Raw genomic sequence first — 26,412 nt, 5'->3', positions numbered from 1 at the left:
GCCCATGTACTGGACGTACTTGGGCGACTCCGACAACGCGGCGAGGTGCGGTGCCAGGCGTCGCGGGCCCGCGAAGATCGACCGGACAGGACCTAAGGGCGCGTCACTCCTGGGAGTGTCGTCGGCCTCCCCGCTCGACGGTTCGGCCGGACGCTTCCACCGCTCTGTCCGGCATGTCGCACTCGTCACCGGCCGACGCCCCGCCCCGCCGGACGCCCCGCCGGACGCCCCCCCCCTCGCGGAACCTTCCGTTCGCCGCCCTGTCGGTGGGGGCTCTGCCGGCCCAGTCAGCCGGTGAAGTGATGCCTCCCCGATCCGGCGGCGAACACGGCGCAGCCGTCCTCCCGTCGCAGGAACGTGGCGGTCGCGTGCCGTACCTCCGCCTGGCCCTCGCCGGTCGTGGTCGCCGCGCCGCCCTCGGGGATCCATACCTCGGCGGTGGTGTTGGCGGGCAGGGAGACGGTGAGCCGGAAGCCGTCGGAGTCGTTCGTCCAGTGTGTGCTGATCGGGCCGTAGAGCGAGTCGTAGCGCCCCTCGGCCTCCGTGATCCCGCCACCGGGCCGCGGCCGAACGATGATCTGCCGGAACCCCGGGCCACCCGGGGCGATGCCGGCGATGTTCGCGTACATCCACTCGCCCACCGAGCCGTACGCGTAGTGGTTGAAGGAGTTCATCCCGGCGTCCTGGAAACCGCCGTCCGGCCTGATGGAGTCCCATCGCTCCCACATCGTCGTGGCGCCCTGGTCGATCTGGTAGCCCCAACTCGGGAACGTCCGTCGCGTCAACAGCCGGTAGGCGACATCGTTGTGACCGGTGGCGGTGAGGACCGGCAGCAGCCGAGGGGTGCCGAGGAAGCCCGTGGACAGATGCCAGTCCTTGGACCTGATGAGCTCGACGAGCCGGTCGGCGGCGGGTCCGCGGTCGGCGTCGGCCAGCAGATCCATCGACAGGGCCAGGACGTACGCGGTCTGTGTGTCCCCCTTCACCCGTCCGCCCGCGGAGACATACGCCGCGCGGAAGGCATCGCGTACGGCGCGGAACAGCGCGGTGTACGGCGCCGGGTCCTTGCCGAGGACCTCGGCGACCCTGGCGACGAGGTCGGCGCTGTGCGCGAAGTAGGCCGTGCCGATGACGTCCTTGGGCGTCTCGTCCTGGATGTTGAGCCAGTCGCCGAACCCGTCGGCGGGGCGCAGATAGCCGCTGCTGTGTGCCTCCAGATAGTCGAGCCACTTCAGCATGGAGGCCCAGGACTGCTCCAGCACCCGCACATCCCCGTACGCCTGGTAGAGCGCCCAGGGCACGGTGACCCCCGCGTCTCCCCAGCCGGCCGCACCGCTGCCGACCCCGGCGAGATCGGGGGCGACATGGGTGAGGGCGCCGTTGTCCTCCTGCGCGTCACGCAGATCCCCCAGCCACTTGGTGAGGAAGCGTGCCGATTCCATGGTGTACGCGGCGGTTGGCGCGAAGACATTGATGTCGCCTGTCCAGCCGAGCCGTTCGTCGCGGGCGGGAGTGTCGGTGGGTATGGAGACGAAATTGCCGCGCTGGCCCCAAGTGATGTTGCTGTGCAGCTGGTTGAGCATCGGGACGTTCGTGCGGAAATCCATGGTGAACGGCGCCGAGGTGTGGATGACCCGCCCCACGACCGCGCCGGGTGCCGGTTTCCCGGGATAGCCCGTCACCTCGACATAGCGGAAGCCGTGGAAGGTGAAGCGCGGCTCGTAGGTCTCCTGGCCACCGCCCTTGAGGGTATAGGTGTCGGTGGCGCGCGCGGTGCGCAGATTGTCCGTGTAGATCGTGCCGTCGGGGTTGAGGACCTCGGCGTGGCGCAGCCGTACGGTGGTGCCCGCGGCGCCCGAGACGGTCAGCCGGACCGCGCCGACCATGTTCTGGCCGAGATCGAAGACGAAGACGCCGGGCCGTGGCTCCGTCACCTTCTTCGCGGGCAGTTCACCCGCCACCCGCGAGGGACCGTCCACCTCCGCCACGAGCGCCGCGCGGACGTTGGCGACGGCCTCGGCGGACACCCAGCCGGTCGCGTCGAATCCGGGGCGCGTCCAGCCATCGGTCTCCAGCCGGGCGTCGTACGCCTCGCCCGCCATCAGATCGGCGCCGGTCACGGGCCCGGTCGCGGCGCGCCAGTCGGTGTCCGACAGCACCCGCTCGGTGGTGCCGTCCGCGTAGGTGACCTCCAACTGTGCCAGCAGGGCGGGCCGTTCGCCGTACTGGTGCGGACCGAACCAGGCGATGTTCCCCGCGTACCAGCCGGCCGCGACCGTCGCCCCGAGGGCGTTGGTACCGGATCCGAGCAGCCGGGTCACGTCGTACGTCTGGTACTGGACGCGCTGGTGGTAGTCGGTCCAGCCGGGCGCGAGCCGGTCCTCGCCGATCCGCTCGCCGTTGAGATGGACCTCATACAGCCCGAGGGCCGTGGAGTAGAGCCGGGCGCGCGCGACCTTCACCCCGCGCCGCAGCCGGAACTCGTGGCGCAGCTGCGCGGCGGGGGAGTAGGAGACCCGCACCGCGCCCCAGGGGCCCGAGCCCCACGCGGCGAGCGTCTTGGCGGCGGGCCACGCGGTGTCGTCGTAGTCGACTGTCCCCCAGTCGCCGGAGGGCTCCCGGTCGGTGGACCGCCAGCCGCCGTCGGTGACGAAGGCGGTGGTGCCGCTCGCTGTCGTCAGCTCCAGCAGTCCGAGCAGACCCGCGGGCCCGATGGTCGCGTTGGTGGCGGAGACGGCGATCACATTGGCGCCGGCGCGCAGGTGGCCGGTCACATCGACGACGACGGGTCGTTTCCAGTTCTCGGCGGGGCCGTTCGCCTCGGTGTGCGCGACACGGACGCCGTTCACCGAGGCGGTGCAGCCGTCGTCGGCGGTGATGACCAGCCGGGCGCGGACGACGCCGGCCGGTATCTCGGCCCGGCCGCGGAACCAGCGGGTCGCCGCCGGGGCGCTGCTCGCCGGGTCCCCCTCGGGGAACCAGATCCAGGAGGCGCCGTCCAGCGCGGGCGCGCCGACGAGCGCGGCCGGCGCGGCGATCCAGCGTGCGGACCAGTCGGCGGCATCGGTGAGCCCGGTCTCCCACCAGGACGGCGCGCTCCACCCCGACGCCCTGCCGTCGGCGTCCCACACCCGTACCGTCCAGTGGTAGCGGGTACGTGCCTTCAACTCCGGTCCCGCGTAGGGGACCAGGACCGATTGCGCGGAGGTGATCCGCCCGCTGTCCCAGATGTCGGGTGTCGCGAGACGTTCCGGAGAGGTGGCGACCCGTATCTGATACGCGCTCTGCCGCTGTCCGGGCCGGTCGGACGCGACGGGCCAACTGAGCCTGGGACGTGGGGTGTCGAGCCCGAGGGGATGGCGCACGTATTCGACGGTCGGTTCGGTGACGCGCCCGCCCGCCCCGGCACCCGGCCCGGCGGCCGGTGCCATGGACGGATCGGCTCCGGCGGCCGGCACGGTCCCGGCGACAAGCGCTGTTCCCAGGGCGGTGGCGGACGTACCGAGCAGTCGTCTTCTGCTGATCACAATGCGACTCCGTTACGACTCGACGATGAATCGTTTCACTTTTGGGAAAGTAGGGAGGCGCCCGTGAACTGTCAAGGGTTCTGTGACGGCCGTGGCGAAGCCGCGAGAGCGACAAGTTGTCCTATTGACGGGGTGGTTGACGTTGCTCTAGCTTCCTCCGAGGATCTGTTGAAACCTTTCATGTGGGTAGCCCGCGCGATCTTGAGACATCTCCATGCCTAGACTCCTGGCCAAAGCTTCGATCGGGATCTGGAGTGACGATGGCGCAGCGGGAGAATCCAGTACGGCGGATCAACACGGGCGAGGCGCATTCGGCCCGCGTCTACGACTACATCCTGGGCGGGAAAGACAACTACCCGGTGGACAAGGAAGCCGGAGACGCGATGTGCCGCGAGTGGCGGGCGCTGCCGGTGCACATGCGGGCCAACCGGGAGTTCATGCACCGCGCGGCCCGGTATCTCGCGCGGGAGGAGGGCATCCGGCAGTTCCTCGACATCGGCACCGGCCTGCCCACCTCGCCCAATGTGCACGAGGTCGTCCAGGAGGTCCGCCCCGACGCGAGCATCGTCTACGTGGACAATGACCCGATCGTGCTCGCGCACGCGAGGGCGCTTCTGACCAGTTCCCCCGAGGGCCGTACCGCCTATGTCGACGCCGATATGCGTGACCCGGACGCGATCCTCGGCTCGCCCCAGTTCCAGGAGCTCCTCGATCTGCGTGAACCGGTCGGGCTGCTGATCATCGGCATCCTGCACTTCATCCTCGACACCGACGACGACCACGGTCTGGTCCAGCGTCTGCTGGACCCGCTGCCCGCGGGCAGCTTCCTGGCCATGACCATCGGCACCGCGGACTTCGCCCCGCAGGAGGTGGGCCGCGTCGCCGCCGAGTACGCGCGCCGCGGTATGCCCATGCAGCTGCGCACGCAAGCCGAGGCCGAGGCGTTCTTCGACGGTCTGGAACTGGTCGAGCCGGGCGTCACCCAGGTCCACCACTGGCGGCCGGACGCCGATCAGGAGGACATCGACGACCGTGACATCGCCATGTACGGCGGCGTCGCCCGGAAGAATGCCTGAGCCGGGGCCTCACCTGAGCCGGAGCCTCACCTGAGCCTCACCTGAGCAGGGACCGGCCCGAGCCGGGACCGGCCTGAATGGGGACAGGCCTGAAGGGGCACCGGCCCGGGTCGGGGCGCGGTCAGCGGCCGATGCCCGTGCGAGCGTGGTCGCAGGGGCATCGGTGCGTCCGTCCGTCAGTTCCTCAACGTGTCGTCGCCACAGGTCAGTTGACGAAGACGGAGGGGCTGCCGGACTGGCTCGTGTCCTTGACCGGGCCGTACTTGGCGGAGAAGTAGCTGGAGCCCGGGCAGGTGGCAGGACCCGACGACCTGCTGAACAACTGGTTGGTGAAGGTGATGGAGTTGTCGGTGTTGGACGTGGCCCCGCTCAGCCCCGTGGAGGTGTAGACGCAGGTCGTCAGGCCGAGCAGGGTGTTCAGCTTGACGGTCGTCTGTACCGCGCCCGCCGCGCCCGCGCCCACGGTGAGCGGCCCCCCGGAGGTGACCGTCGTGTTGTAGGGCAGCCGGTCGACCGTGATGCTCTGAACCCCGGTGGTACCCAGAATGTTTGATGTGCAGCCGCCGAAGGTGTGCGCCGTCAGGGACTCGGTGGCGGTCCCCGGTGCGGCCGGATTGCCGGTGACGGTCGCGGTGAACTGCGAAGCCGTGCAGGTGATTCCGGTGGATCCGCCGGCCGTGGTACGGATCGCGACGCTCGCGCCGCTGCTGAGCGAGGAGGTGAAGACGTCCCCCACCGCGACGGCGGCGCCGGCCGCGCTGCCGTAGGTGAGCACATTGCCGGCGGCGGCACCGGCGGTGGACGCCGTACCGGTGGCGGAGGCTGTTCCGGTGGTGAGGAGGGCGACGGCGGCGCTGACGCCGGCGGTGGCGAGAACGGTACGTCGTAAGCCCGTGCGAGTGCGCATGCGAAGTCCCTTTCGCGAGCGGTGGGATGAGGTTCTGCGAGCACGCTGTGGCGGCTCGGCCAGGCGCGTGGTCATGACCGGCGAGGGAGGCGGCCGGCTGTGCGGCGCCCGCTCCTCAAGGGAGCGGTGGAGCGGCGGGAAGGTGCGAGAGCGGTGCCCGCGGGGGCAGCGCCGGAGGGGGTAGGGGGGAACGGTTGCGTTGCGGGACCGGCGCCACGGACCCGCACCGCGCCGCGAACGAGCGCGGCACAGAAGGAAACCCAAGAGCGTTGTAAACCTGTCCGGTGCACGGAGTCAAGGCCCCGAGGGGGAAGTCGCCGATGAATGTTACCCACGGTACCCAGACGTCAGCGGCGTTGCCGCGGGCACGCACCGGCCGCGAGCCCGAGCGGTCCGTCCGGCGCGGACCCCGCCGGGTGCCGTGCCGTCCCACCCGGGGCCCGAGGCGGCTGCGGAGCCAAGCGCACCGGACCGGGAGCAGGACTCATACGCGATCAACACCCGATTTTCACAAGGTGGTTGACCGCTTGGATACCTGGGAGTAACTTTCCGGGTCGACTCCCATGGCCGCGCCATCGCCCAGGGGAAACCCATCGGCGCCGGGAGCCGTCCGCGCCAGGACATCGCCACGCAAGCTCGTTCCGGTCATCACACCTTCAGGAGCAGCTCATGGCCACGTCCGAAAGCACCGGCGGCGAACCGCCAGAGAGAGCCGAACGGCGGGGGAGAGTGCGGCCGCGCCGCGCCGCTCTCATGGGCGTACCGGCGATCGCCGCGGCCGCCACTCTCGTGATCCTCACGGCGCAGGGCGCCATCGCCGCTCAGTTCGCGATCTCCGGCATGCCCTTCACCGTCACGGCCGACCGTCTGGAGGGCCAGGGCTTCGAGCAGTTCGGCGGCATCGACAACATGGCGGAGGGCAGCCCCAACGCCGGCGACACCGGAGGCCAGGTCCTGGTGGTGGTCTCCGCCATCAAGAAGGCCGAACTCACCAAGCTCTGCCAGAGTGTGGAGATCGGCGGCACCTTTCTGCACATCACCGCGGGCGACAAGGGCACTCCTGTGTCCGCGACCGATCTGACCACCGACTCCACAGTCCTGACGGGCGATCGGGCGGACTTCGACAACATCGAGATCGGCGGAGACGCGAGCACCTTCACCAAGGCGGGCGTCAAGGGCCCGCTCGGTGTCTTCGGCCAGCAGGCCGACACCGTCACCATCACCCATCTGCGCCAGACCAACTGGGCGACCACCGCTGCCAAGTTCCGGCTGCCCAACCTTCATCTCAGCTTCCGTTCGAAGGGCTGCTGAGGGTGGCTCACCTCGAACCGAACCCCCCGGCAGGGACCGCCGTCCCGGCCGGGGGCCGCCATCCGCTGCGTGCCTTCACCGCGTGGCGCGGACGCCGGCCCTTCTGGGGCGGGACGCTCCTGCTGCTCGGCGGAGTGGAGATCCTGCTCACCGAACAGGCCTCGATCTCGGTGGTCCTACAGGCGGGCGCGGGCGGCGTCGCCGCCTATCTGCTTCCGCTGGTCATGGCCGTCTGCGGACTGCTGGTGCTGCTGAACCCGGGGCAGCGGCTGTTCTACTCCGTCATCGGTGTGCTGGTCGCCCTGGGCTCCTGGATCACCTCCAACCTGGGCGGATTCTTCGTCGGTCTGCTGCTCGGTGTCATCGGCAGCTCGCTGGCCTTCGGCTGGCTGCCCGACCAGGAGCCGCGCCGCCGACGGCGGCGGCGGGCTCCACGCGAGTCGGCCTGACGGTGTGACGGTGTGACGGTGCGGACCGACGGATCCGGTGGGGGTCAGCAGACGGGAACGCCCGGCAGCTGGGCCGCGGGATGGTCGATATAGATATTGGAGATGAAGCCGCCCTGGTCACGGAGCTTGCTCCACCAGTTGTTGGTGTAGCCCTCGGCGGTCACGGTGCTGCCCTGCTTCTGGCACACCACCGTGACACTGGTCGGTCCGGCGAGGACGTTGACCACCGCCGAGTTCAGATAGGCGTCCGCGCGCACCCGGATGTCCGAACCCCACGTACGGAAGTTGCTTCCGCCGCCACCGCAGCCGTTGTCACTGGTCAGATACGACTGGTTGTACTGCGCCGGATAGGGCAGTCCCGCGCCGTTGATGACGATGTTCTGGCCCACACCGTTGAGCAGTTGCTCGTAGTGGATGTGCGCGCCGGAGGAATTGCCCGAGGACCCGGTCACCCCGATCTGCTGTCCCTGGCCGACCTGGGCACCGCTGGGTACGGAGTACGAGGCCAGATGGAAGTAGTACGTCTTCCAGCCCGCGCCGTGGTCGATCACGATGTAGTTGCCCGCGCCGCTGGGCTGTGACATCCGGGTGGCCGTGCCGGCGGCGGAGGCCAGGACCGGTGTGCCGGCCGTCGAACCGCCGTCGGCCCGTACGAAGTCCAGTGCCCGGCGGACCTCGGCGGAGTGGTGGCTGAGCGTCCACCGCTGGCCGCACGGATAGGGGGCCTTGAAATTCGGGGCGGCGAGCGAGACGTCCTGCCGGGGCCCCGAGGACCCGTCGCGCGCCTGCGCGGGGGCGGCGGCCGGACCGGTCGTCGCGAGGAGCGCGACAACGAGGACGGAGAGTACGGTCAGTACGGACCGCGTGGACGAGAGGCTACTGCGACGCATACGGGCTCCTTTGCCGAAGCGGGCGGAAGTGGGTTGCGGCCCCTCGGACACGCGAGTGCCGGGACGAGTGCGATCGGCCAGTGGTGCCGCTGCCACCTGTCACGCATCCTGAGTCGCCTTCGTTCAGAGCCGGGTGACGCCCCGTCACCACTGACGAGGCCAACCGGCGCGGCGGGATGTGCTGAACGGATCGTGTCCGGGCGACGTGCCCCGGGCCACCGTAGCGATCGCGCCATGTGCACGACAAGCAGACCGCTCTCGCGGGACGGACGAGCCGGGTGGACGGGGCTTCGGACCTACTCGTTCTGGGCCTCGTACCGCTCCGGCAGCGCTTGCGTACGTACCCTGCGCACATAGCCGTCGACGAGCCGCTGGAGCACATCGACGGTGGTGGCGATGTCGCGCTCCTCCACGCCGTGCAGGGCCCGTTGGAGACCGTCGCGGTTGGCCCGGTGGAGCTGCGAGAGCAGGGCCGCCCCCGCCGCCGTGATCACCACCCGGCGGGCGCGGCCGTCGAGGGGATCAGGTGTGCGCTCGACGAGCCGCTGGGCCTGCAACCGGGCGATCTGACGGGTGACATGGGAGGGCTCGACCATGAGCCGGTCGGCCAGATCGCCGACCCGGCTGCCGCCCTCGCCCGTGTCGAGGGCCAGCAGCAGATACACGTCCGAGCGGCGGGCGGTCACGCCTGCCCGCGAGATCTGCTGGTCGTGCGCCTGGGAGCGGGTGAGCAGATACGACAGCAGGGCCAGCATCTTCTCCAGTGCGGCGGTGGGTTCCGGGGCGGTGTCGGCGTCCGGCATGGACGAACTGTAACGGCAACACCGCGCAAGGGTGCTCGGGTAGCGGCGGTCGGCATTCGGCCAATGTGGAACCCGCGCTTCTGTCCCCTTCCGTCCGCACGTACAGGCGCGTTAGCGTGACCGAGAGTTAATTGCTTTTGTTAGGCAATTCACTCACCGCTCGGTCTTCCTGGAAATCCATCCGCACCCTGTGCGAAGGAGAACCCCCCATGACCGTTACCGACCACCCCCCTCGCCTCACCGCCCCCGCCTCCCGAGGTGCTTGCCCCTTCTCCCCGCCTCCCGAGTACGAACAGGCGCGTGAGGAGGCCCCCGTGACCCGGGTGACGCTCTGGGACGGCTCCCAGTGCTGGCTGATCACTCGTCATGAAGACGTCCGCGCGGTCCTCGGCGACCCGAGGTTCAGCGCCGATGCAACCCGCCCCGGGTATCCCTTCCTCACCAGCGCACGCAAGAAGTTGGCCTCGGGCGAGTCGAGCTTCATCCGGATGGACGACCCGGACCACGCGCGACTGCGCCGGATGCTCACCGCCGACTTCATGGTCAAGAAGATCGACGCGATGCGCCCCGAGATCCAGCGCCTCACCGACGGTCTGCTGGACCGGATGACCGCCTCCGGGCCGACGGCCGACCTGGTGACGGAGTTCGCGCTGCCGCTGCCGTCCCTGGTGATCTGCCGTCTGCTCGGGGTGCCCTACGAGGACCACGACTACTTCCAGGAGCGAAGCCGCGTCCTGTTGCACAACGCGTCGACGGAGACCGAGATCACGGCCGCCAGTGACGAACTGCGCGAGTACCTGATCGCATTGGCGAAGGCCAAGGAGCACACGCCGGACGACGGCATCATCAGCCGGCTGACGGCCCGGGGCGAACTCAGTGTGAACGAGGCGGCGTCCATGGGGCTGCTGCTGCTGATCGCCGGCCATGAGACGACCGCGAACATGACCGCGCTGTCGGTGCTCGCGCTGCTGCGCGAACCGGACCAGTGGACCCGGCTCCAGGAGGACCCCTCGCTGGTGAAGGGGGCGGTCGAGGAACTGCTGCGCTATCTGACCATCGTGCACAACGGGGTCACCAGGGCCGCCACCGAGGATGTCACCGTCGGCGGCCGGACGATCCGCGCGGGCGAGGGTGTCATCTGCACCCTCAACACCGCCAACCGCGACGCGGATGTCTTCCCGTCCGGCGGGAACCTCGATGTGGCCCGGGACGCGCGCCGCCATGTCGCCTTCGGCTTCGGAGTGCATCAGTGCCTGGGCCAGCCACTGGCCCGGGTGGAGCTCCAGATAGCTCTGGAGACCATCATCCGCCGACTGCCGGAGCTGCGGCTCGACGTGCCGTTCGAGGACATCCGCTTCCGTGGCGACATGGCCGTGTACGGGGTGTACGCGCTTCCGGTGGCCTGGTGAGCGCCGGAGCGGAGAGGGAGATCATGGAAATCGAGCTCGACCAGGACAAGTGCTGCGGAGCGGGACAGTGTGTCAACGTCGCCCCCGAAGTCTTCGACCAGCGTGACGAGGACGGCATAGCATTCATTCTCGACGCGCGGCCGCCGGCCACGCTGCACGAGCAGGTACGCGAGGCCGCGCTCATCTGTCCGGCCGCCGCGATCCGACTGGAGCGATAGTGAGCGGAGCGGGAGTGGGCGAGGTCCGGCAGGTCACCGTCGTCGGCGCCTCGGCGGCGGGTATGTCCACCGCCGAGGGGCTGCGCCGGGCCGGCTTCGAGGGGCGTATCACCGTCATCGGTGAGGAGGTTCATCTCCCCTACGACAGACCGCCGTTGTCGAAGCAACTGCTGTCGGGCGCCTGGGAACCCGAGCGGCTGCGGTTGCGCGGCGAGGACGTACTGACGGACCTCCGGCTCGATCTGCGGCTCGGTGTCCGGGCGACGTTCCTGGACACAACGGCGCGCGAGGTCGTGCTGGCCGACGGTGAACGGATCGGCTACGACGCCCTCGTGGTGGCGACCGGCGCCGCCGCCCGCCGGCTGCCCGGTACGGAAGGCATCGCCGGGGTGCATGTGCTGCGCACCCTGGAGGACGCCCTCGGTCTGCGGGACGATCTGCGCGGCCGGCCGCGGCTCGTCATCGTCGGGGCGGGCTTCGTCGGCTGTGAGGCCGCCGCCGTGGCCCGTGAACTGGGCGCCGAGGTCACCATGGTCAGCGATGTCCCGATGCCGCTGTCCGACGTACTCGGTGCGGAACTGGGCGCGATGCTCTCCGAGGTGCACCGCGACCACGGAGTACGGCTGGAGACCGGCGTGCTCGTCGAGGGCATCGCCTCCGAGGGCGGCCGTGTCACCGGGGTGCGACTGGCCGACGGCCGGACGCTCGCCGCGGACGCGGTACTGGTCGGGATCGGGGCCAGGCCCAGCACCGGCTGGCTGGAAGGGAGCGGTCTTCCGGTCGGTGACGGGGTGGAGTGCGATCCCACCCTCTACGCCGGGTCGGGGGTCTGGGCGGCCGGCGATGTCGCTTGCTGGCTGCACCCGCGCACCGGCGCGCCGACCAGGATCGAGCACCGCACGAACGCCGCCGAACAGGGTCTCGCCGTCGCCAGGAACATCCTGGCCGGGCCCGCGGCGGCCGTTCCGTTCGCTCCCGTTCCGTATGTCTGGTCCGATCAGTACGACCTGAAGGTGCAGATCTTCGGCCGTACGCGGGACGCCGACCATATGCGCGTCGTGGAGGGCGCCGTGGTGGACCGCAAGCTCATCGCGCTCTACGGGCGCGAGGGCCGGGTCTGCGGCGCGGTCTGCGTCAATATGGCGCGGGCCGCCCGCCCTTACCGCGCGCTGGTGGCCGAGGGCGCCGACTGGGAGAGCGCGGTCGGTGTGCGCACGGAGCTGGTGACATAGCCGGAAGGCACTCCCTGGGAGCGGGTCCGGCCGGGTCGGCCGGACCCGCTCTTCGTGGCGAGGGGTGTCGAAGCGCTTCGATCCGACTGTGGACAGGTCATCACCCTGCCATCTAATCTCGAAGGCGTATCTGCCCGCGTGTGTCGAAGCGCTTCACACCTCAACCGGCCTGCCTGGAGAGCTGAATGGTCACCCTCGCCGATGTCGCTCAGCATGCCGGAGTGTCCGCCAGCACGGTGAGTTATGTCCTCAGCGGCAAGCGGTCCATCTCGGCCTCCACCCGGGAACGGGTCGAGCGCAGCATCGAACAACTCGGCTACCACCCCAACGCCGGTGCCCGCGCGCTGGCCAGCAGCCGGTCGAACATCATCGCGCTCATGGTGCCGCTGCGCACCGACATGTACGTACCGGTGATGATGGAGATCGCCATCGCGGTCGCCACCACGGCCCGTACCTTCGGCTACGACGTACTGCTGCTGACCGGCGAGGAGGGGCCGGCGGCGGTGCGCCGGATCGAGGGCAGCGCCCTCGCCGACGCGATGATCCTGATGGATGTGGAGCTGCACGACGACCGGCTGCCCCTGCTGCGCGAGTCGCGGCGTCCCTCGGTGCTCATCGGACTGCCCGCCGACACAGGCGGACTCAGCTGTGTGGACCTCGATTTCGCCGCCGCGGGCGCGCTGTGCGCGGAGCATCTGGCCGGGCTCGGCCACCGCGAGATAGCGGTCATCGGCGAGGCCCCGGGAGTGTACGAACGCCTCACCGGATTCGCCGAACGTACGCTGAGCGGTCTGCGCGAGCGCAGCGGGGAGCTGGGGCTGCGGCTGCTGCACCGGCCCTGCGAGGGCAGTTACGCGGCCGTCTCCGCCACCGTCGGCCGGATCTTCGACGAACGTCCCGGCACCACCGCGTTCATCGTCCAGAACGAGGCGGCCACCGACCCGCTGCTGGCCCTGCTGCGCCAGCAGCGGCGCGCCGTGCCGGAGGACATCTCGGTGGTGGCCATCTGCCCCGATCAGGTCGCCGTGCACGCCTCCGTCCCCCTGACCTCGGTCGCCGTCCCGGCACAGGAGATGGGACGGCACGCGGTCGAGCAGGTGGTCGCCAAACTCGCGGGCCGGGGCACGGACGAAGTCCTCCTCCTGCGGCCGGAGTTGACCGTGAGGGAGAGCGCGGGTCCCCGGGCCGTCCCCGGGGACCCGCCGTCCCGACGCGGCTGATGCGGCGTCAGCCGTCCGCGGCCGAGAAGCTGTTCGTGAGGAGGTCGAGACCCTCACTGGTCCAGTGGCTCACTGGTCCAGTGGTTCAGCAACTCTGGGGTTCGGCACGGCGTCAGCTCGGGCGGAGGATCGCCACACCGTGGCGGCCCAGCTCGACCGACCCGTCGACCGCGCGATCGCCGAGCAGCTCCCGGTACCGGCCGTCGACCGCGACAGTGATGTCCTTCGCGCCGTGGTTGAGCAGAAAGAGCAGGTCGCCCCGGCGTACCGCCTCCACCCCGCTGGGCCCTCCGTCCAGCACGGGCCGCACGCCCGCGCCGTCCGCCACCCGGGCGAGCAGCGCACGCAGCGCTTCCGGTTCGGGGAGTGTCGAGACATACCAGGCACGGCCGTCGCGCAGAACGGCCGGCAGCCCGGCCAGCTCCCCGCTCGTGTACGAGGCGACGGTCTCGGCCGTCGACACCTCCAGCTCCTCGGACCACAAGGTGGCACGGAAGCCGTCGCACTCCACGGTCTCGTCCGCCTCCAGCGGCCACCACTCATGGACGGTGCCGATGCCGAACAGTTCGCGCAGCCGGGTGTCCATCCCGCCCGCCCGCACCCGGTCGTCCTCGTCGGCGACGCCCGTCAGAAAGCCGGACACGAGGGTGCCGCCGTCCCGTACGTACCGGACCAGGTTGTCGATGGCGGCGTCGGTCAGCAGATACAAGTGCGGTACCACCACCAGCCGGTACCCGCTCAGGTCGTGATCGGGACGGGCGAAGCCGGTGCGGAGGTTCGACTCCCACAGGGCACGGTGCCAGGCACGCAGGACCTCCGGGTAGTCGAGACGGGACGAGAGCCGGCCGTCCTGCTGGTCCGCCCACCAGGAGTCCCAGTCGTGCAGCACGACGATCTCGTCGACGGTGTGCGTGCCCGTCAAGTCCGGCCCCAGCCGGTCCAGTTCCGCCCCGATGCGTTTGATCTCCTGGAAGGTGCGGCCCTGTGCGCCGGCGTGGCCGAGCATCCCGGAGTGGAACTTCTCCGCGCCCTGCCGGGACTGGCGCCACTGGAAGTAGCAGATGGCGTCGGCGCCCCGGGCCACCGACTGCCAGGACAGCAGCCGGTTGAGGCCGGCCGGCTTGGGGTGGTTGACGCCCCGCCAGTTGACGGACCCCGCCGCCTGTTCCATCAGGACCCAGGGACCCCGTGCCTGGGAGCGGGTCAGATCGCCGAGCATCGCGTTGTACTGTCCGCCGTACGGATCCCTCGGGTCGGGGTAGACATCGACGGACACCACATCCTCGCGCTCCGCCCACCCCCAGCCGTCCTGACCGCTCCACAACGGCATGAAGTTGCTGGTCACCGGGGTGTCCGGGGTGTGGCGCACAACGATGTCGCGTTCCGCGGTGTAGCACTCCAGCAGTGCGTCCGAGGTGAAGCGCCGGAAGTCGAGGGTATGCCCGGGGTTGCGCAGATACTGGGCGCGCCGCGGCGGGATCACCTCGTCCCAGCGGTCGTAACGCTGGCTCCAGAAGGCGGTGCCCCATGACTCGTTGAGCGCGTCGAGACCGCCGTGCCTGGCCCGCAGCCATTCGCGGAAGTGGCGCGCGGTCTCGTCGCACCAGCAGTGGGTGCAGTACTCGTTGTTGATGTGCCACATGCGCAACGCCGGATGGCCGCCGTACCGCGCCGCGAGGTCCTCGGTGAGGGCGGCGGCATACGCACGGTAGATGGGCGAGCTGGGGCAGAACTGCTGCCGTGAGCCCCACCACACGATCCGGCCGTCCTCGTCACGCGGCAGGGTCTCCGGATGGCGCGACCCCATCCACGGCGGCGGGGAAGCGGTCGGGGTGGCCAGGACGACCCCGATGCCGTTCTCCGCCATGAGGTCCATCAGCCGGTCGAGCCAACCGAAGTCCCGTGCGCCCGGCCGGGGTTCCAGCTTCGCCCAGGAGAAGACCCCGAGGGTGACGGAGTTGACCCGGGCCTCCCTCATCAGCCGCACGTCCTGGGCCCAGGTCTCCTCCGGCCACTGTTCTGGGTTGTAGTCGCCGCCGAAGAGCACACGGCCCCGCGTGGCGTCGTCGAGGGACGGCATCAGACGGGGTCCCCGTACTGGACGCCGCGGCCGTTGGTGCCCAGATAGACGCGGCCATGGACACGCGGATCGCCGGTGATCACCTCGCCGGTCCAGCCCCACTGATGGGCGTCGTCGTTGATCCGGATCCAGCTGGCCCCCGCGTCGTCGGAGCGGTACACCCCGACGAAGTTCTCCGTCGCGCCGGTCTGGAAGACGGCGGGATAGGAAGCCCCCGGGGCCGCCCTGCCGAAACCGAGGGCGTACGAGGCCCAGCAGCTGGTGACCTTGGTGAAGGAACGACCGCCGTCGGTCGACCGGAACAGGCCGTTCCATTTGGCCGACAGCCAGAGATCACCGGTCCGTCCCGGCGCCGCGGCGATCCGGAACTGCGCATCCCCGGACGGCAGTCCGCCCGCGCCGCGCACAAAGGTCGCGCCCGCGTCCGTGGAGCGGTACACGGCTCCGCCGTCCGTGTCGTACACATAGAAACACCGCGGGTCGACCGGGTCGGCGACCGGTACCGCGCCCCGGGGGAAGGTGGCCACCTCGCTCCAGCCCGCGCCCCCGTCGGTGGAGCGGAAGCCGGGATGCCGCGTACCGTCCCAGTGGACGAACGACCACAGCAGCGTGGCGCCGTCCGCGCTCACCGCGATCGGCCCGGGAGCGGTCGACGCGATCGCGGGCTGTCCCGCGAACGGCCGCCAGCTCTGGCCGCCGTCCGTCGAGGAGGCGCCGTTGCCGTGGTCGCCCCAGCCGGTACGCACCACATAGGCCGGCTTCAGGGTGGCGAGCGCCAGACCGGTCGCCGTCCCGAAGACCGGATTCGTGGCCATGCCCCGGGACGGGGAGACGGTGAGCGACTCGTGGTACATCACCCCGATGTCGCCGAGACCACTGAGGAGAGGGGCGGCTCCGGCGGCGGGCGAGACCAACTGTCGTACCGCGGACTCCTCCAGACCGCGGATCCAGGGCGCCCAGCGCACCAGATCGCGGGTCGCGAACAGGGTGGCACCCGTGCCGAACACGAGGTGCTTCGAGTCGTACGGATCGATCGCGACGGTCTGGATCCACCAGCCGAACTTGGGCACGGCACCCCAGCCGAGATAGGGAGTCTCGCGAATGTCGAGCGTCGCGGTGTCCTTGAGCGAGACCCAGCTCCCACCGCCGTCGGTGGAGCGGTAGAGGGTGTCGACCGGGCCCCAGCGGTTGTTGGTGGAGACGACGACCGTACCCGGGACCCGGGCGTCCACCGCCACGCCCCCGTATCCGAAGGCGTCGCCCCCCGACGGCCGGACGGGCGTCACATCGGTCCAGACACCGGTGGCGGTGTCGAGCCGGTGGACCGATCCGTCGGTCTGGTTGTTGGGGCCGGGCCCGTTGGCGTAGGTGACATACAGGGAACGGGAGTTCGCGTCGAAGGCCGCCCGGATCGGCACCCGCGCCGACGCGCCCGACGGCTGACCGGGGACGGCCTGCCATGCCACGCCGTCGCTCGTACGGTAGAGCGCGCTGCCGCCGTCGCCCCATCCCGCGTACACCACACGCCCGGCGGCCACCAGGAAGGTGATGCCCTGACCGGAGGCGTTCGCGGCGGCGGGGAAGGCGGCGGCGGCCCAGGTCGCTCCCCGGTCGGTCGATACGAGCAGTCCGTCATGGCGGGTGCCCAGATAGAGGGTGTCGCCGTTGCGCGGGTCGACGAGCAACCGCTCGCCCGCGCCCCTGCCGTCCTCGTTGCCGCCGAGTTTCACGGGCAGAGCGGTACGGCTCCAGGTGGCACCCCGGTCGGTCGACCGCAGCACAGCGCCATTGCCGGCCCAGGACTGCGTATAGGCGCCGAGAGCGAGATAGAGCCGGTCGGGCTGGTTCGGATCGACGGCCATGGCCTCGACGCCGAGCAGATGGTAGTCGTCCCAGCCGAGATGGTCGGTGAGCGGTGTCCAGTGCTGGGCCGCGTCGTCCCAGCGGTAGGCGCCGCCGATATCGGTACGGGCGTAGGCCAGCCCCTTGACCGCGGGGTGGAAGAGCACGCCGGTGAGGAAGCCGGTGCCACCGATGGTGACCGTGCGCCAGCGGTACGGCTGCTCCGCCGCCGCCCGGTCGGCGGCGGCGGGGGAGTGCCGGGGCGCGGCCATCGCCGGGACGCCGGTCAGCGCGAGGGCCGCCACCGTTCCTGAGGCGGTGCCGAGCACCGTACGTCTACGGGGTCCATGCGTCGGATCGGACATGACGTCACCTTCCGTCGTGGGGGCGTGCGCGCCGGGGCGGCACCTGGTGAGGTCGTGCGCGAGCAGGCCCGGGGGGCGCGTCAGCCCTTGACGGCGCCCGTGAGCATGCCCTTCCTGAAGTGCTTCTGGACAAAAGGCGAGGCGACGGCGACAGGCAGCAGCGCCAGCACCATGACGGCCATCTGCACGGCGAGCGGGGAGAGCCGGCCGGTCTTGATCCGCTGTCCCAGGCCCGTCGGCGGTTCCTGTTTCTGCACCAGCTGGATCATGACGTTCTGGAGCGGCATCATGTCCTGGTCCGTCAGATAGATCGACGCGTTGAACCAGGCGCTCCAGTAACCGACCGCGTAGAAGAGCGCGATCACCGCGATCACGGCACGGGAGAGCGGTATGACGATCTGCCACAGGATCCGGAGATCGCCCGCGCCGTCGATCCGCGCGCTGTCGAGCAGCTCGGGGGAGATGTTCATGAAGAACGAGCGCAGGACCAGGACATTGAAGACGCTCACCGCGCCCGGCAGGATCAGTGCCAGATAGGTGTCGGTCAGCCCCAGCGCCTGGACCAGGAGATAGGTCGGGATCAGACCGGCCCCGAAGAACAGGGTGGCCAGCAGTGTCATCAGGATCCAGCGGTGGCCGAGTGAGTTCGTACGGGAGAGCCCGTACGCGCACAGGACGGACACCATCATGCTGAAGGCCGTGCCCACGACCGTCACTCCCAGGCTGACCAGGGCGGCGCGCTGCACCTGACCACCGCTCAGCAACTCCTCGTAGGCGATGAGGGTGAGGTCCCTGGGCACGATCACCAGACCGCCGGCCGCGTCGATGGTGCGCCGCGAGGACAGGCTGGTGACGATCACGATCCAGAGCGGGAAGAGGATGGCCAGACAGGCGGCCGAGAGGGCGATGCCCTTGCCCGCGAGGCCGGCCCTGGTGGGCTTCTCCTCCCAGACCGGACGCGGCGGAGCGGACCAGGAACGGCGCCCGCGCGGCGCGGCGGGTGCGGAGTCGGTGGGGGAGGCGGTCCCGGTGGGGCTCACTTCTTGTACACCCCCTGCTCTCCCATGAGATGGGCGACCTTGTTGGCCGTGAGCACCAGTCCCAGACCGATGACGCCCTTGACCAGACCGGCGGCGGCCGCGTAACCGAAGTCCTGATTCCGGATGCCCGTCCACCACACGAACGTGTCCAGCACCTCCGCCGCGTCGCGTCCCACCGCGTCGCGCTGGAGCAGGATCTGCTCGAAGCCGACCGTCAGCGCGTCGCCGACGCGCAGCACCAGCAGCAGGGCGATCACCGGGCGCAGCGCGGGCAGGGTGACATGCCACATCCGGCGCCGGCGGTTCGCACCGTCCATCGCCGCTGCCTCGTACAGCTCGTGGTTGACGGAGGCGAGCGCCGCGAGAAAGACGATGATGCCCCACCCGGCGTCCTTCCAGACCCCCTCGGCCGTCAGCAGGAACTTGAAGAGGCCGGGGTCGGTCATCAGGTCGAAGCCCTCGACGCCATGGCGCCGCAGTGTCTGGGCGATGATCCCCGCGCCGCCGAAGATCTGCTGGAAGACGGTGACGACCAGGACCCAGGAGAAGAAGTGCGGCAGATACATCACGGCCTGGGCGACCGCACGCACCCTGGGCCGTACGAGACTGTTGATCAGCAGCGCGAACAGGATTGGGACAGGGAAGTAGAGCACCAGCTGGAGGAAGAACAGCACCAGGGTGTTCCGCACGGCCGCCCAGAACGCGGAGTCTCCGAAGATCCGGGCGAACTGGTCGACACCTACCCAGGGGCTCTCCAGAATCGCGACGAAGCCGTTGTCGCTGAGATACGGGTCGTAGTCCTGGAAGGCCACCACATTGCCGAGGATCGGCAGATAGCTGAAGACGAGCACCAGGAGCAGCGCGGGCAGCGTCATGAGGATCAGCGCCCGGTCCCGGCGCCACCGCACCCGGAGGGCCGGTCCGCGAGCCCTTGCGCGCTTCGGCGGCCGGTTCCCGCCCTTCCGCCGCGGCGGCCGGGGCGCGCGCTGTGCGCGCCGGCGTACGTCCGCGTCCGGAAGCGTGCTCTGCGACACCCTCAACCCCCTGCGTCGTGTGGCGCCTGTCAGTTCGCGGCCGGTCCTGACTCGTCGAGCAGCTTCCGGTACCAGTCGCGCAGTTGGTCGCCGCCGCCGCTGCGCCAGTCGGAGACGGCCCGCCGCATGTCCCCGATCTTCTTCCGGCCGCGGACGATGTCGTCCTCCAACTGCTCGAAGTCATCGGCGAGATTCGTCCAGCGCGTGGGCTCGGTGATGGTCAGCCCGTAGAAGGAGGTCTTCTTGGTGAAGGCCCCCATGCGCTGCTGCCACTCCACCTGAGCCCTGGCGATATCGGGCCGGTCGGGGTGGGCGACATACGCGGCCGGGTCACCGGTGTAGTCGAAGGTGCCCGCGACCTCGATGGTGCCCTTGTCGTTCTTGACGGGCAGCCCCTTCTCCACGGTGTAGTGCGTGCCCTCCACGCCGTAGTCGGTGAGCATGCGCTCCTTCGTGCCGTACGGCGCGGCGGTGAAGTTGGCCATGGCCAGCACGTCCCTGACCAGCTTCGCGGAGGAACCCTTCCTGACGAAGGCCCAGATCCCGGCGGGCTGGACGGCGTAGAGCGTCGGGTCGCCGCCCGCGTGGCCGAAGAAGTCCAGGGCGCCCATGGCGAACCCGGGGGTGCCCGCCTGCTCCACGGTCTTCGCGTACCAGTGGGAGAGGTCCTGGTTGTAGATCAGGACCTGACCGGCCGTGAACCGATTGCCGGCGTCGCCCTGGACGGCCTTGGCGTCGGGGTGGACCACCCCGGCGGCGTACAGCTTGCGCGTCCACTCCAGGGCCTCCAGATACTCGGCGGTCTCGACGCGGTTGACCAGCTTGCCTTCGACCAGGTCCCATCCGAGGGCCTTGTCGTTGCCGGAGAGCACCCCGAACATGCTGAACGCCGACCACTTCATGTCGTCGCAGGCCCACACCTTCGATCTGGCGCTGGTGATCTCCTTGGCGAGCGAAAGGAACTCGTCGGCCGTGCGGGGCGGTTCGTATCCCCGCTTCTCGAAGAGGTCCTTGCGGTAGAAGGGCGCGATGTTCACGACGTACGAGGCGGGCATCGGGATACCGCGCAGCGCGCCGCCGAAGATCGAGCGGAGCCACGCGTCGGTCGGCACGGCCGCGAGATTCGGGAAGTCCTTGACCTGGTCGCCGGAGAGATACGGGCCGAGGTCCTCGAACTTGGCGTTGACGGCGCCGGGGATCTTGCCGGTCAGATTCCATCCGGGCACGATCACCACATCGGGGATCCCGCTGGAGGCGAGCACGGCGCCGAGCTTCTCGTCGTAGGTGTTCCCGTCCTGGTTCTGCCAGACGGTCCGCACCCCGATCGCGTCGTTCATGGCCGCGTAGTACGGGTTGTCACCGGACGGCGGGGTGCCCCAGTACGGCGACATGACGGTGATTCGGCTGCCCGCGCCGAGCCTCTCCGGCACCGAGACCTTGAGATCCGCGGCGGCGATCGCCCGGGTGAATCCCGCGGAGGAGCCGTTCACGGGCGGGATGTCCGGCGCCACGACGCTGTGTGCCACGAAGGCCGGAAGGATCTTCCGCGCTTCCTTCCCGGAGGTGGTGCCCTCCTTCTTGCCGCTCCGCGTGCCGCCGCAGGCGGCGAGCAGCGGTGCGCCGCCTGCCACGGCGGTGGCCGCGAGCGCGGTGGAGGCGAGGAAGCTTCTCCTGCTCGGTGCGGAGGAGGACTTCGGCGTCATTGCGTCAAACCCTTCGTGGTGCGCAGGAACGTACGGCGGAAGCCCGCCGGTCGGCTGCGGAGTCGAAGATTTGTCGAAGCGCTTCGATGTTGCTGCGAGGTTAAATGAACCCTTCCGGAGGCACAAGAGTCGCCTCCATGATTCCTCACCGCTCGGTCAACCGCCCTCAACAAGCGTGGCCTGAAGGGAAGTTGCCCGGGCGCGGCAGCGGTGCCCGGTGTCTCGGGATGTCTTGACAGCCGACCGGCGGACTCGGAGCATCGAAGCGCTTCGAAAGTCGAACGAGGGCCTCTTCCGGCCCCTTCGGCCCTACCTACCCTCTCCAGGGAGAACTCTCCGTGACCGAGGACCAGCCGCCCTTCCGTGACCCCGGGCTGACCCGTGCCGCGCGCGTCGAGGATCTGCTCGCGCGGCTGACTCTCGATGAGAAGACCGCCCTGCTGCATCAGTTCGCCCCGGCGGTGGAACGCTTGGGCGTCGCGGCGTTCCGTACCGGACAGGAGGCGCTGCACGGTGTCGCCTGGATGGGGCCCGCGACCGTATTCCCGCAGGCCGTCGGGTTCGGCGCGACCTGGAACGAGGAACTGGTGCGCCGGATCGGGGAGGCCGTCTCCCAGGAGATACGGGCGATGCGCGCGCGGGACGACCGAGTCGGGCTCAACGTGTGGGCCCCGACGGTGAATGTGCTTCGCAACCCGCTCTGGGGACGTAACGAGGAGGGGTACGCGGAGGACCCTCGGCTGACCGCCGTCCTCGCCACCGCCTATACCCGGGGGCTGCGCGGCGATCATCCCGACTACTGGCGCACGGCCCCGGTGCTCAAGCACTGGCTCGCGCACAACAACGAGACGGACCGGGCCACCACCTCGTCCTCCATCCGCCCCCGTGTCCTGCACGAATACGATCTGCGCGCCTTCCGCGGAGCCGTCGAGGCGGGTGCGGTGGCCGGGGTCATGCCCGCCTACAACCTCGTCAACGGACGTCCCAACCATCTCTCGCCCCTGCTGCGCGAGCACCTGCGCGGCTGGACCGACCAGCAGTTGCTGGTCTGCTCGGACGCGGGCGCGCCCAGCAATCTCGTCGACGCCGAGGCGTACTTCGACACCCACGAGGAGGCCACCGCGGCCGCGCTGCGCGCCGGCGTCGACAGCTTCACCGACCACGGCACCGACCCGTCCGTGATCACCGGACGGATCCGCGGCGCCCTGGAGCGGGGGCTGATCGGTGAGGCCGACATCGATACGGCGGTGCGACGGCAGCTGACGGTGCGGTTCGCGCTCGGGGAATTCGACCCGGAACGCGATCCGTACCGGGAGACCTCGGCCTTCGACACCCCCGGGCACCGCGCGCTCGCCCAGGAGGCCGCCGAGCAGGCCGTCGTCCTGCTCAAGAACGACGGCCCGCTGCCGATCGCGCCCGGCCGCCGTATCGCGCTGGTCGGTCCGCTCGCCGACGAGTGCAAACTCGACTGGTACAGCGGCACCCTGATCCGGCGTACCACCCCGCTCGACGGGCTCCGTGAACGCTTCGGTGCCGACCGTGTCGTCTTCGCCGACGGCGCGGACCGGATCACGCTCAGGGCCATGACGGGCGGCTGGGTCCGGGTGCCCTCGCGCGGGTCGATGGAGGGGATCGCGAGGAAGACGGCGGGGGAGGCGGCGGGAGAGACGGCGGGGGCGACACGCGGCGCCGAGGGAGCGCTCGACCCGGCGCTGTCGGCGGGACGTACCGACCTCCCGCCGCTGACCGCTGACGCCGACGCGGCCACCGAGGCCGCCGAACTGTCGCTGATCGACTGGGGGCATGGGCTGATCACCCTGCGCGCGCCCGACCACCGCTATCTGTCCGTCGCCGAGGACGGGTACGTACGGGCCTGCGCCGATCAGCCCGGCGGGTGGGTGGTCCAGGAGACGTTCCGGCTCGAAGAGCACGAGGGCGGGCACCTCCTTGTACACGCGGGGACCGGCGGGTACGTATCGGTCGCCGCCGACGGCCTGAAGGTTGCCGGCCACGGCACACTTTTCGAGATCGTCGTCCTGGAACGCGGCGAGGAGGCGGTGGCCCGGGCGGCGGCCGACGCCGATGTGGTCGTTGTCATGGCGGGCAACGACCCGCACATCAACGGCCGGGAGACCGAGGACCGCCGCACTCTCGCCCTGCCACCGCACCAGGACCGGCTGTGGCGGGCCGCGCATGCCGCCAATCCGCGCACGGCGCTCGTGCTGACCTCGGGCTATCCCTACGCGGTGGGCGACGCGCAGGCCGCGCTCCCGGCGCTGCTGTGGACCGCGCACGGCGGCCAGGCGGCGGGCACCGCACTGGCGCGGATACTGGCGGGCGATGTCTCACCGGCGGGAAGGCTGCCCCAGACGTGGTACGCGGACGACGCGGATCCGGCCGGTCTCCTCGACTACGACATCATCGGCTCGCGGCAGACCTACCTCTACTTCGACGGCACGCCGCTGTACGCCTTCGGCCACGGGCTGTCGTACTCGTCCTTCCGTTACGACGCCCTGGAGATCGACTGGACAGGACCTGATCCGCTGGCACGCGTGACGGTCACCAATACCGGCTCGCGCGCCGCCGACGAGGTGGTGCAGCTGTACGTCGGACAGGCCGCCCCGCGTGTCCCTCGTCCGCACCGTCAGCTGGTCGCGCACGCCCGTGTACCGCTCGGGCCGGGGGAGTCCCGAACCGTCGAACTGGCCTTCGGAAGAGACGAACTGGGCCACTACGACGTGGCACGCGGCGCGTGGACCGTACCGGAGGGCACGTATGTGTTCGAGGCGGCGGCTTCCAGCGCGGTCATCCGCCGCTCCGTCCGGCTCACCGTCCCGGGCGACACCCCGTGCGCGCGGGACCTGAGACGAAACGGCTTGGCGGCGGCCGACTACGACGAGCAGACCGGAACCGAAATCGTCGACCGGACCAAGGTGTCGGGCGACGCGGTGACCCCGCTGGACTCGGGCGGTGAGCGGAAGGCGGGCGAACTGCTCTTCCGTGACTGCGACTTCGGGGACGGCGTGAGCTGGGTCGTCCTCGACGCGGCGGGCGAGGGGGAGGTCGTTCTGGCCACGGCGGACGGTGGGACACGCGTGGCGATCGAGGTCCGGGCGGGCGGCGGACCGTACGACTACCGCACCACCCCACGCGTCGAGTTCGCGCTCTCGGGTGTGCACGACCTACGGGTCAGCATGCGCGGCCCACTGCGGCTCGCACGCATCGAGGTCACCGGATGAGCACGTGGAAGGGGGTCCGGACGGCGAGCACCGCCCGGACCCCCTGGCCGTCGAAAGCCCCTGGATCAGGGTGCGTTGATCAGGTCATGCGCGGGCACGGTCACCTTACGGGCGCCGGGCTTGCCGCTCAGCACCACCTTGCGCAGCGCGGTGTTGTTGGACAGGCTGGTCTCGTGGAGCCGACGCTCGGGGTTGGCGAGCACCTCGATGTAGTACGTACCGTTCGGCAGGTCGGTGATGTCGAACGACTGACCGGGACGGTACTGGGTGTAGGTGTCACCGGAGCCGACGTCCAGCACCTCACGGACGGAGACGGAGCTCTGCACACCGCAGGCGGTGGACAGATCGGTGTTGTTCGGGTGCCAGTTGGCGTTCTTCACGGTGTAGTCGATGGCGTCGGTGTTGGCCAGACAGAACGCTTCCTTCCCGCTGCGCACGGCCTCCTTCTTGTCGGCCCTCAGCAGGCGGTAGCTGGCGAAGTCGGTGAAGTGCCAGTGCTCGTGGCCCTGCCGCGCGTCCCACTCCATGGTGCCGGCGGGCGCGTAGCCGACCTGGTTGCCCTTGGCGTCGTGGAAGTACTGGTAGGCGTCCATCAGGTCCTTGCCGGGACCGCGGAAACCGTCCACGACCAGCGGCGCGGGACCGGCGTTCCACACATTGGCGCTGAAGGCAAGATAGTCCTTGCCGGGGATGTCCCCGTCCTCGCCGTCGGTGATGGAGATGTCCCACGCCGGCAGCGCGCGCAGATCGGGCTTGGGTACGTCGGGCACGCTCGCACGGCCGGTCGGACGCTTCGCGTTGGGCTTGAGCGCGGGCGCGATCCGCGAACCGTCGGTGTGTCCCGGGCCGTCGCCGAGATGGGCCGAGGCCCTGCCGGACATGAGCGCGTTCGGCAGCGCGGGCGGCGCCGGGGCGTCGGCCCCGCGGCCGTTGCTGCTCACATGCGCCGAGGCGCCGGGGTGCCCCGCCGGCGCGCCATGACCACCATGACCACCGCCGTGACCCGCGTGACCGGCGGCCCTGGCTCCCGAGGGAGCCGCTCCGACCCCGCCTCCCTCGTCCCACTTGCGCTCGCGCACGGTGACCTTGACCGACTTCGACGTGTTGGGCATGCCGAACAGGTCGCGGTACTTCTTGGCGACGGACACCTTGGCCGTGTACTCCCCGGGCGCCAGGTCGACCGGCTCGGAGTAGTAGCCCAGGTTGGTGTTGGTCGCCCAGCCGTTCTCCACGCCCCACACCGAACCCAGCGTGAACGGGTTGGTGGAGCAGCTCTCGGGATACTTCGAGGTGGACGGGGCGTCCGGACGGATCCGGCCCGAGGCGTTATTCGGGCAGAACGTCTCGGTGGTCTTCACGACCGCCGCGCCCGCCGCGTCGGTGACCGTCACCTGGAGGAAGCCCGGCAGACCGGAGAAGTCCTTCACCAGACCCTTCGGGAGGGTCTTGGTCGTGGTCTTCTTCCCCTCGCGGATGATCTGCTTGGCGACCACGGGGTCCTTGTAGGACGCGCGTGTCACCCGGAACTCCAGGGGTCCGCCATCGGCGGTGACATACGTACCGAGGTCGAGATAGACCCCCGGTTCGCCCTCGTAGCGGTCGATTATCACGGAGTTGGAGGCGGCGATCAGGGAGAGCTTGGGGCCCGCCGGAGTCGCCGCTCCGGCGAAGGGCGCGGCTCCCGCCACGCCCGCGATCACGGCGAGCGCCGCCCCGGCGGCGATCGCCGATCGGCGGATACGGCTGTGGTGGTGAGGTCTGGTCATCGGTTCCTCGTCTGCGAGTGCCACAACAACAGTGGTGCGCACGGATGGCGGAGGGGCCACCGGCCGGGAATGTCCCGACGTTTCGTGACGGGCCCCATGCGTCATCTATGTGTCACCTGTGAGATCAGAAGGACGTCACTCCGGGTTGCCCGCGGACCCACAAGTCGCCGATGGTTGGCCGGAATTGTGCGACGAAACGCGGATCAAGCCATCAGTGCGTGATTTCTGCCCCAGGAACCCCTCGGCTGTGCTATCGAGACCGGGAGTGACAGGGGGTGGAGTCGCGCGAGTGCTGGGCTCG

Annotated in this window: 18 protein-coding genes; 8 read left to right on the top strand and 10 right to left on the bottom strand. The window is 70.0% G+C overall.

What is annotated here, in order from left to right; all coding sequences use genetic code 11:
* Positions 1-287: 287 nt before the first annotated feature.
* Complete coding sequence (locus ABTZ59_RS17070) at positions 288-3,527, bottom strand: alpha-L-rhamnosidase (RefSeq protein ID WP_351397422.1); 3,240 nt, start codon at positions 3,525-3,527, stop codon at positions 288-290.
* A 260-nt stretch (positions 3,528-3,787) separates the two neighbouring features.
* Between ABTZ59_RS17070 and ABTZ59_RS17065 the strand changes: the two genes are divergently transcribed.
* Positions 3,788-4,603: an SAM-dependent methyltransferase gene (locus tag ABTZ59_RS17065; protein ID WP_351397419.1), complete on the top strand. Its 816-nt coding sequence runs from the start codon at positions 3,788-3,790 to the stop codon at positions 4,601-4,603.
* Between the two features lie 205 nt (positions 4,604-4,808).
* On the opposite strand, the gene ABTZ59_RS17060 is transcribed toward ABTZ59_RS17065, so the two are convergent.
* Complete coding sequence (locus ABTZ59_RS17060; protein ID WP_351397416.1) at positions 4,809-5,510, bottom strand: Tat pathway signal sequence domain protein; 702 nt, start codon at positions 5,508-5,510, stop codon at positions 4,809-4,811.
* A 669-nt stretch (positions 5,511-6,179) separates the two neighbouring features.
* Here ABTZ59_RS17060 and ABTZ59_RS17055 point away from each other — a divergent pair.
* On the top strand, positions 6,180-6,821 hold the full coding sequence (locus tag ABTZ59_RS17055; RefSeq protein ID WP_351397413.1) for a DUF6230 family protein: 642 nt from the start codon (positions 6,180-6,182) through the stop codon (positions 6,819-6,821).
* A 65-nt stretch (positions 6,822-6,886) separates the two neighbouring features.
* Entirely contained in the window at positions 6,887-7,270 is a 384-nt protein-coding gene (locus tag ABTZ59_RS17050; RefSeq protein ID WP_351397425.1) for a DUF6114 domain-containing protein, read from the top strand.
* Between the two features lie 44 nt (positions 7,271-7,314).
* Here the strand turns inward: ABTZ59_RS17050 and ABTZ59_RS17045 are convergent, their stop codons facing one another.
* Entirely contained in the window at positions 7,315-8,160 is an 846-nt protein-coding gene (locus ABTZ59_RS17045) for a M23 family metallopeptidase (protein WP_351397410.1), read from the bottom strand.
* A 296-nt stretch (positions 8,161-8,456) separates the two neighbouring features.
* Positions 8,457-8,963 (bottom strand): MarR family winged helix-turn-helix transcriptional regulator, encoded by a 507-nt coding sequence (locus tag ABTZ59_RS17040; RefSeq protein WP_351397407.1) that lies wholly within the window; start codon positions 8,961-8,963, stop codon positions 8,457-8,459.
* Between the two features lie 209 nt (positions 8,964-9,172).
* On the opposite strand from ABTZ59_RS17040, the gene ABTZ59_RS17035 reads away from it, so the two are divergent.
* From ABTZ59_RS17035 to ABTZ59_RS17020, 4 genes are all read left to right on the top strand, one after another.
* A complete protein-coding gene (locus ABTZ59_RS17035) occupies positions 9,173-10,372 on the top strand; it encodes a cytochrome P450 (RefSeq protein ID WP_351397404.1) in 1,200 nt (399 codons plus the stop codon).
* 23 nt (positions 10,373-10,395) lie between these two features.
* The gene (locus tag ABTZ59_RS17030; RefSeq protein WP_351397401.1) at positions 10,396-10,590 is read left to right on the top strand and encodes a ferredoxin; all 195 of its coding nucleotides are present in this window, start codon (positions 10,396-10,398) and stop codon (positions 10,588-10,590) included.
* The gene (locus ABTZ59_RS17025; protein ID WP_351397398.1) at positions 10,590-11,822 is read left to right on the top strand and encodes an NAD(P)/FAD-dependent oxidoreductase; all 1,233 of its coding nucleotides are present in this window, start codon (positions 10,590-10,592) and stop codon (positions 11,820-11,822) included. Before ABTZ59_RS17030 ends, ABTZ59_RS17025 begins: the two co-directional genes overlap by 1 nt.
* A 185-nt stretch (positions 11,823-12,007) precedes the next feature.
* The gene (locus ABTZ59_RS17020) at positions 12,008-13,042 is read left to right on the top strand and encodes a LacI family DNA-binding transcriptional regulator (protein ID WP_351397395.1); all 1,035 of its coding nucleotides are present in this window, start codon (positions 12,008-12,010) and stop codon (positions 13,040-13,042) included.
* A gap of 112 nt (positions 13,043-13,154) precedes the next feature.
* Here ABTZ59_RS17020 and ABTZ59_RS17015 read toward each other — a convergent pair whose 3' ends face one another.
* The 5 genes from ABTZ59_RS17015 to ABTZ59_RS16995 form a co-directional block, all read right to left on the bottom strand.
* Positions 13,155-15,122, bottom strand: coding sequence for a beta-galactosidase (locus ABTZ59_RS17015; protein WP_351397392.1), 1,968 nt, complete (start codon positions 15,120-15,122; stop codon positions 13,155-13,157).
* On the bottom strand, positions 15,122-17,329 hold the full coding sequence (locus tag ABTZ59_RS17010; protein WP_351397390.1) for a 1,4-beta-glucanase: 2,208 nt from the start codon (positions 17,327-17,329) through the stop codon (positions 15,122-15,124). Before ABTZ59_RS17010 ends, ABTZ59_RS17015 begins: the two co-directional genes overlap by 1 nt.
* Positions 17,330-17,409: 80 nt before the next feature.
* On the bottom strand, positions 17,410-18,369 hold the full coding sequence (locus tag ABTZ59_RS17005) for a carbohydrate ABC transporter permease (protein WP_351397387.1): 960 nt from the start codon (positions 18,367-18,369) through the stop codon (positions 17,410-17,412).
* On the bottom strand, positions 18,366-19,403 hold the full coding sequence (locus ABTZ59_RS17000; RefSeq protein WP_351397384.1) for an ABC transporter permease: 1,038 nt from the start codon (positions 19,401-19,403) through the stop codon (positions 18,366-18,368). The genes ABTZ59_RS17005 and ABTZ59_RS17000 overlap by 4 nt, the downstream gene beginning before the upstream one ends.
* A 29-nt stretch (positions 19,404-19,432) precedes the next feature.
* Positions 19,433-21,106, bottom strand: coding sequence for a type 2 periplasmic-binding domain-containing protein (locus tag ABTZ59_RS16995; protein ID WP_351397382.1), 1,674 nt, complete (start codon positions 21,104-21,106; stop codon positions 19,433-19,435).
* Positions 21,107-21,444: 338 nt separating this feature from the next.
* Between ABTZ59_RS16995 and ABTZ59_RS16990 the strand changes: the two genes are divergently transcribed.
* Positions 21,445-24,345, top strand: a complete 2,901-nt coding sequence (locus ABTZ59_RS16990) for a glycoside hydrolase family 3 C-terminal domain-containing protein (RefSeq protein WP_503002989.1) — start codon at positions 21,445-21,447, stop codon at positions 24,343-24,345.
* 65 nt (positions 24,346-24,410) lie between these two features.
* On the opposite strand, the gene ABTZ59_RS16985 is transcribed toward ABTZ59_RS16990, so the two are convergent.
* A complete protein-coding gene (locus ABTZ59_RS16985) occupies positions 24,411-26,111 on the bottom strand; it encodes a lysyl oxidase family protein (protein WP_351397379.1) in 1,701 nt (566 codons plus the stop codon).
* Positions 26,112-26,412: the final 301 nt, after the last annotated feature.

The organism is Streptomyces sp. NPDC094034 (assembly GCF_040303865.1).
GTDB lineage: Bacteria > Actinomycetota > Actinomycetes > Streptomycetales > Streptomycetaceae > Streptomyces.
This window is presented reverse-complemented; position numbering and strand designations above follow the sequence as displayed.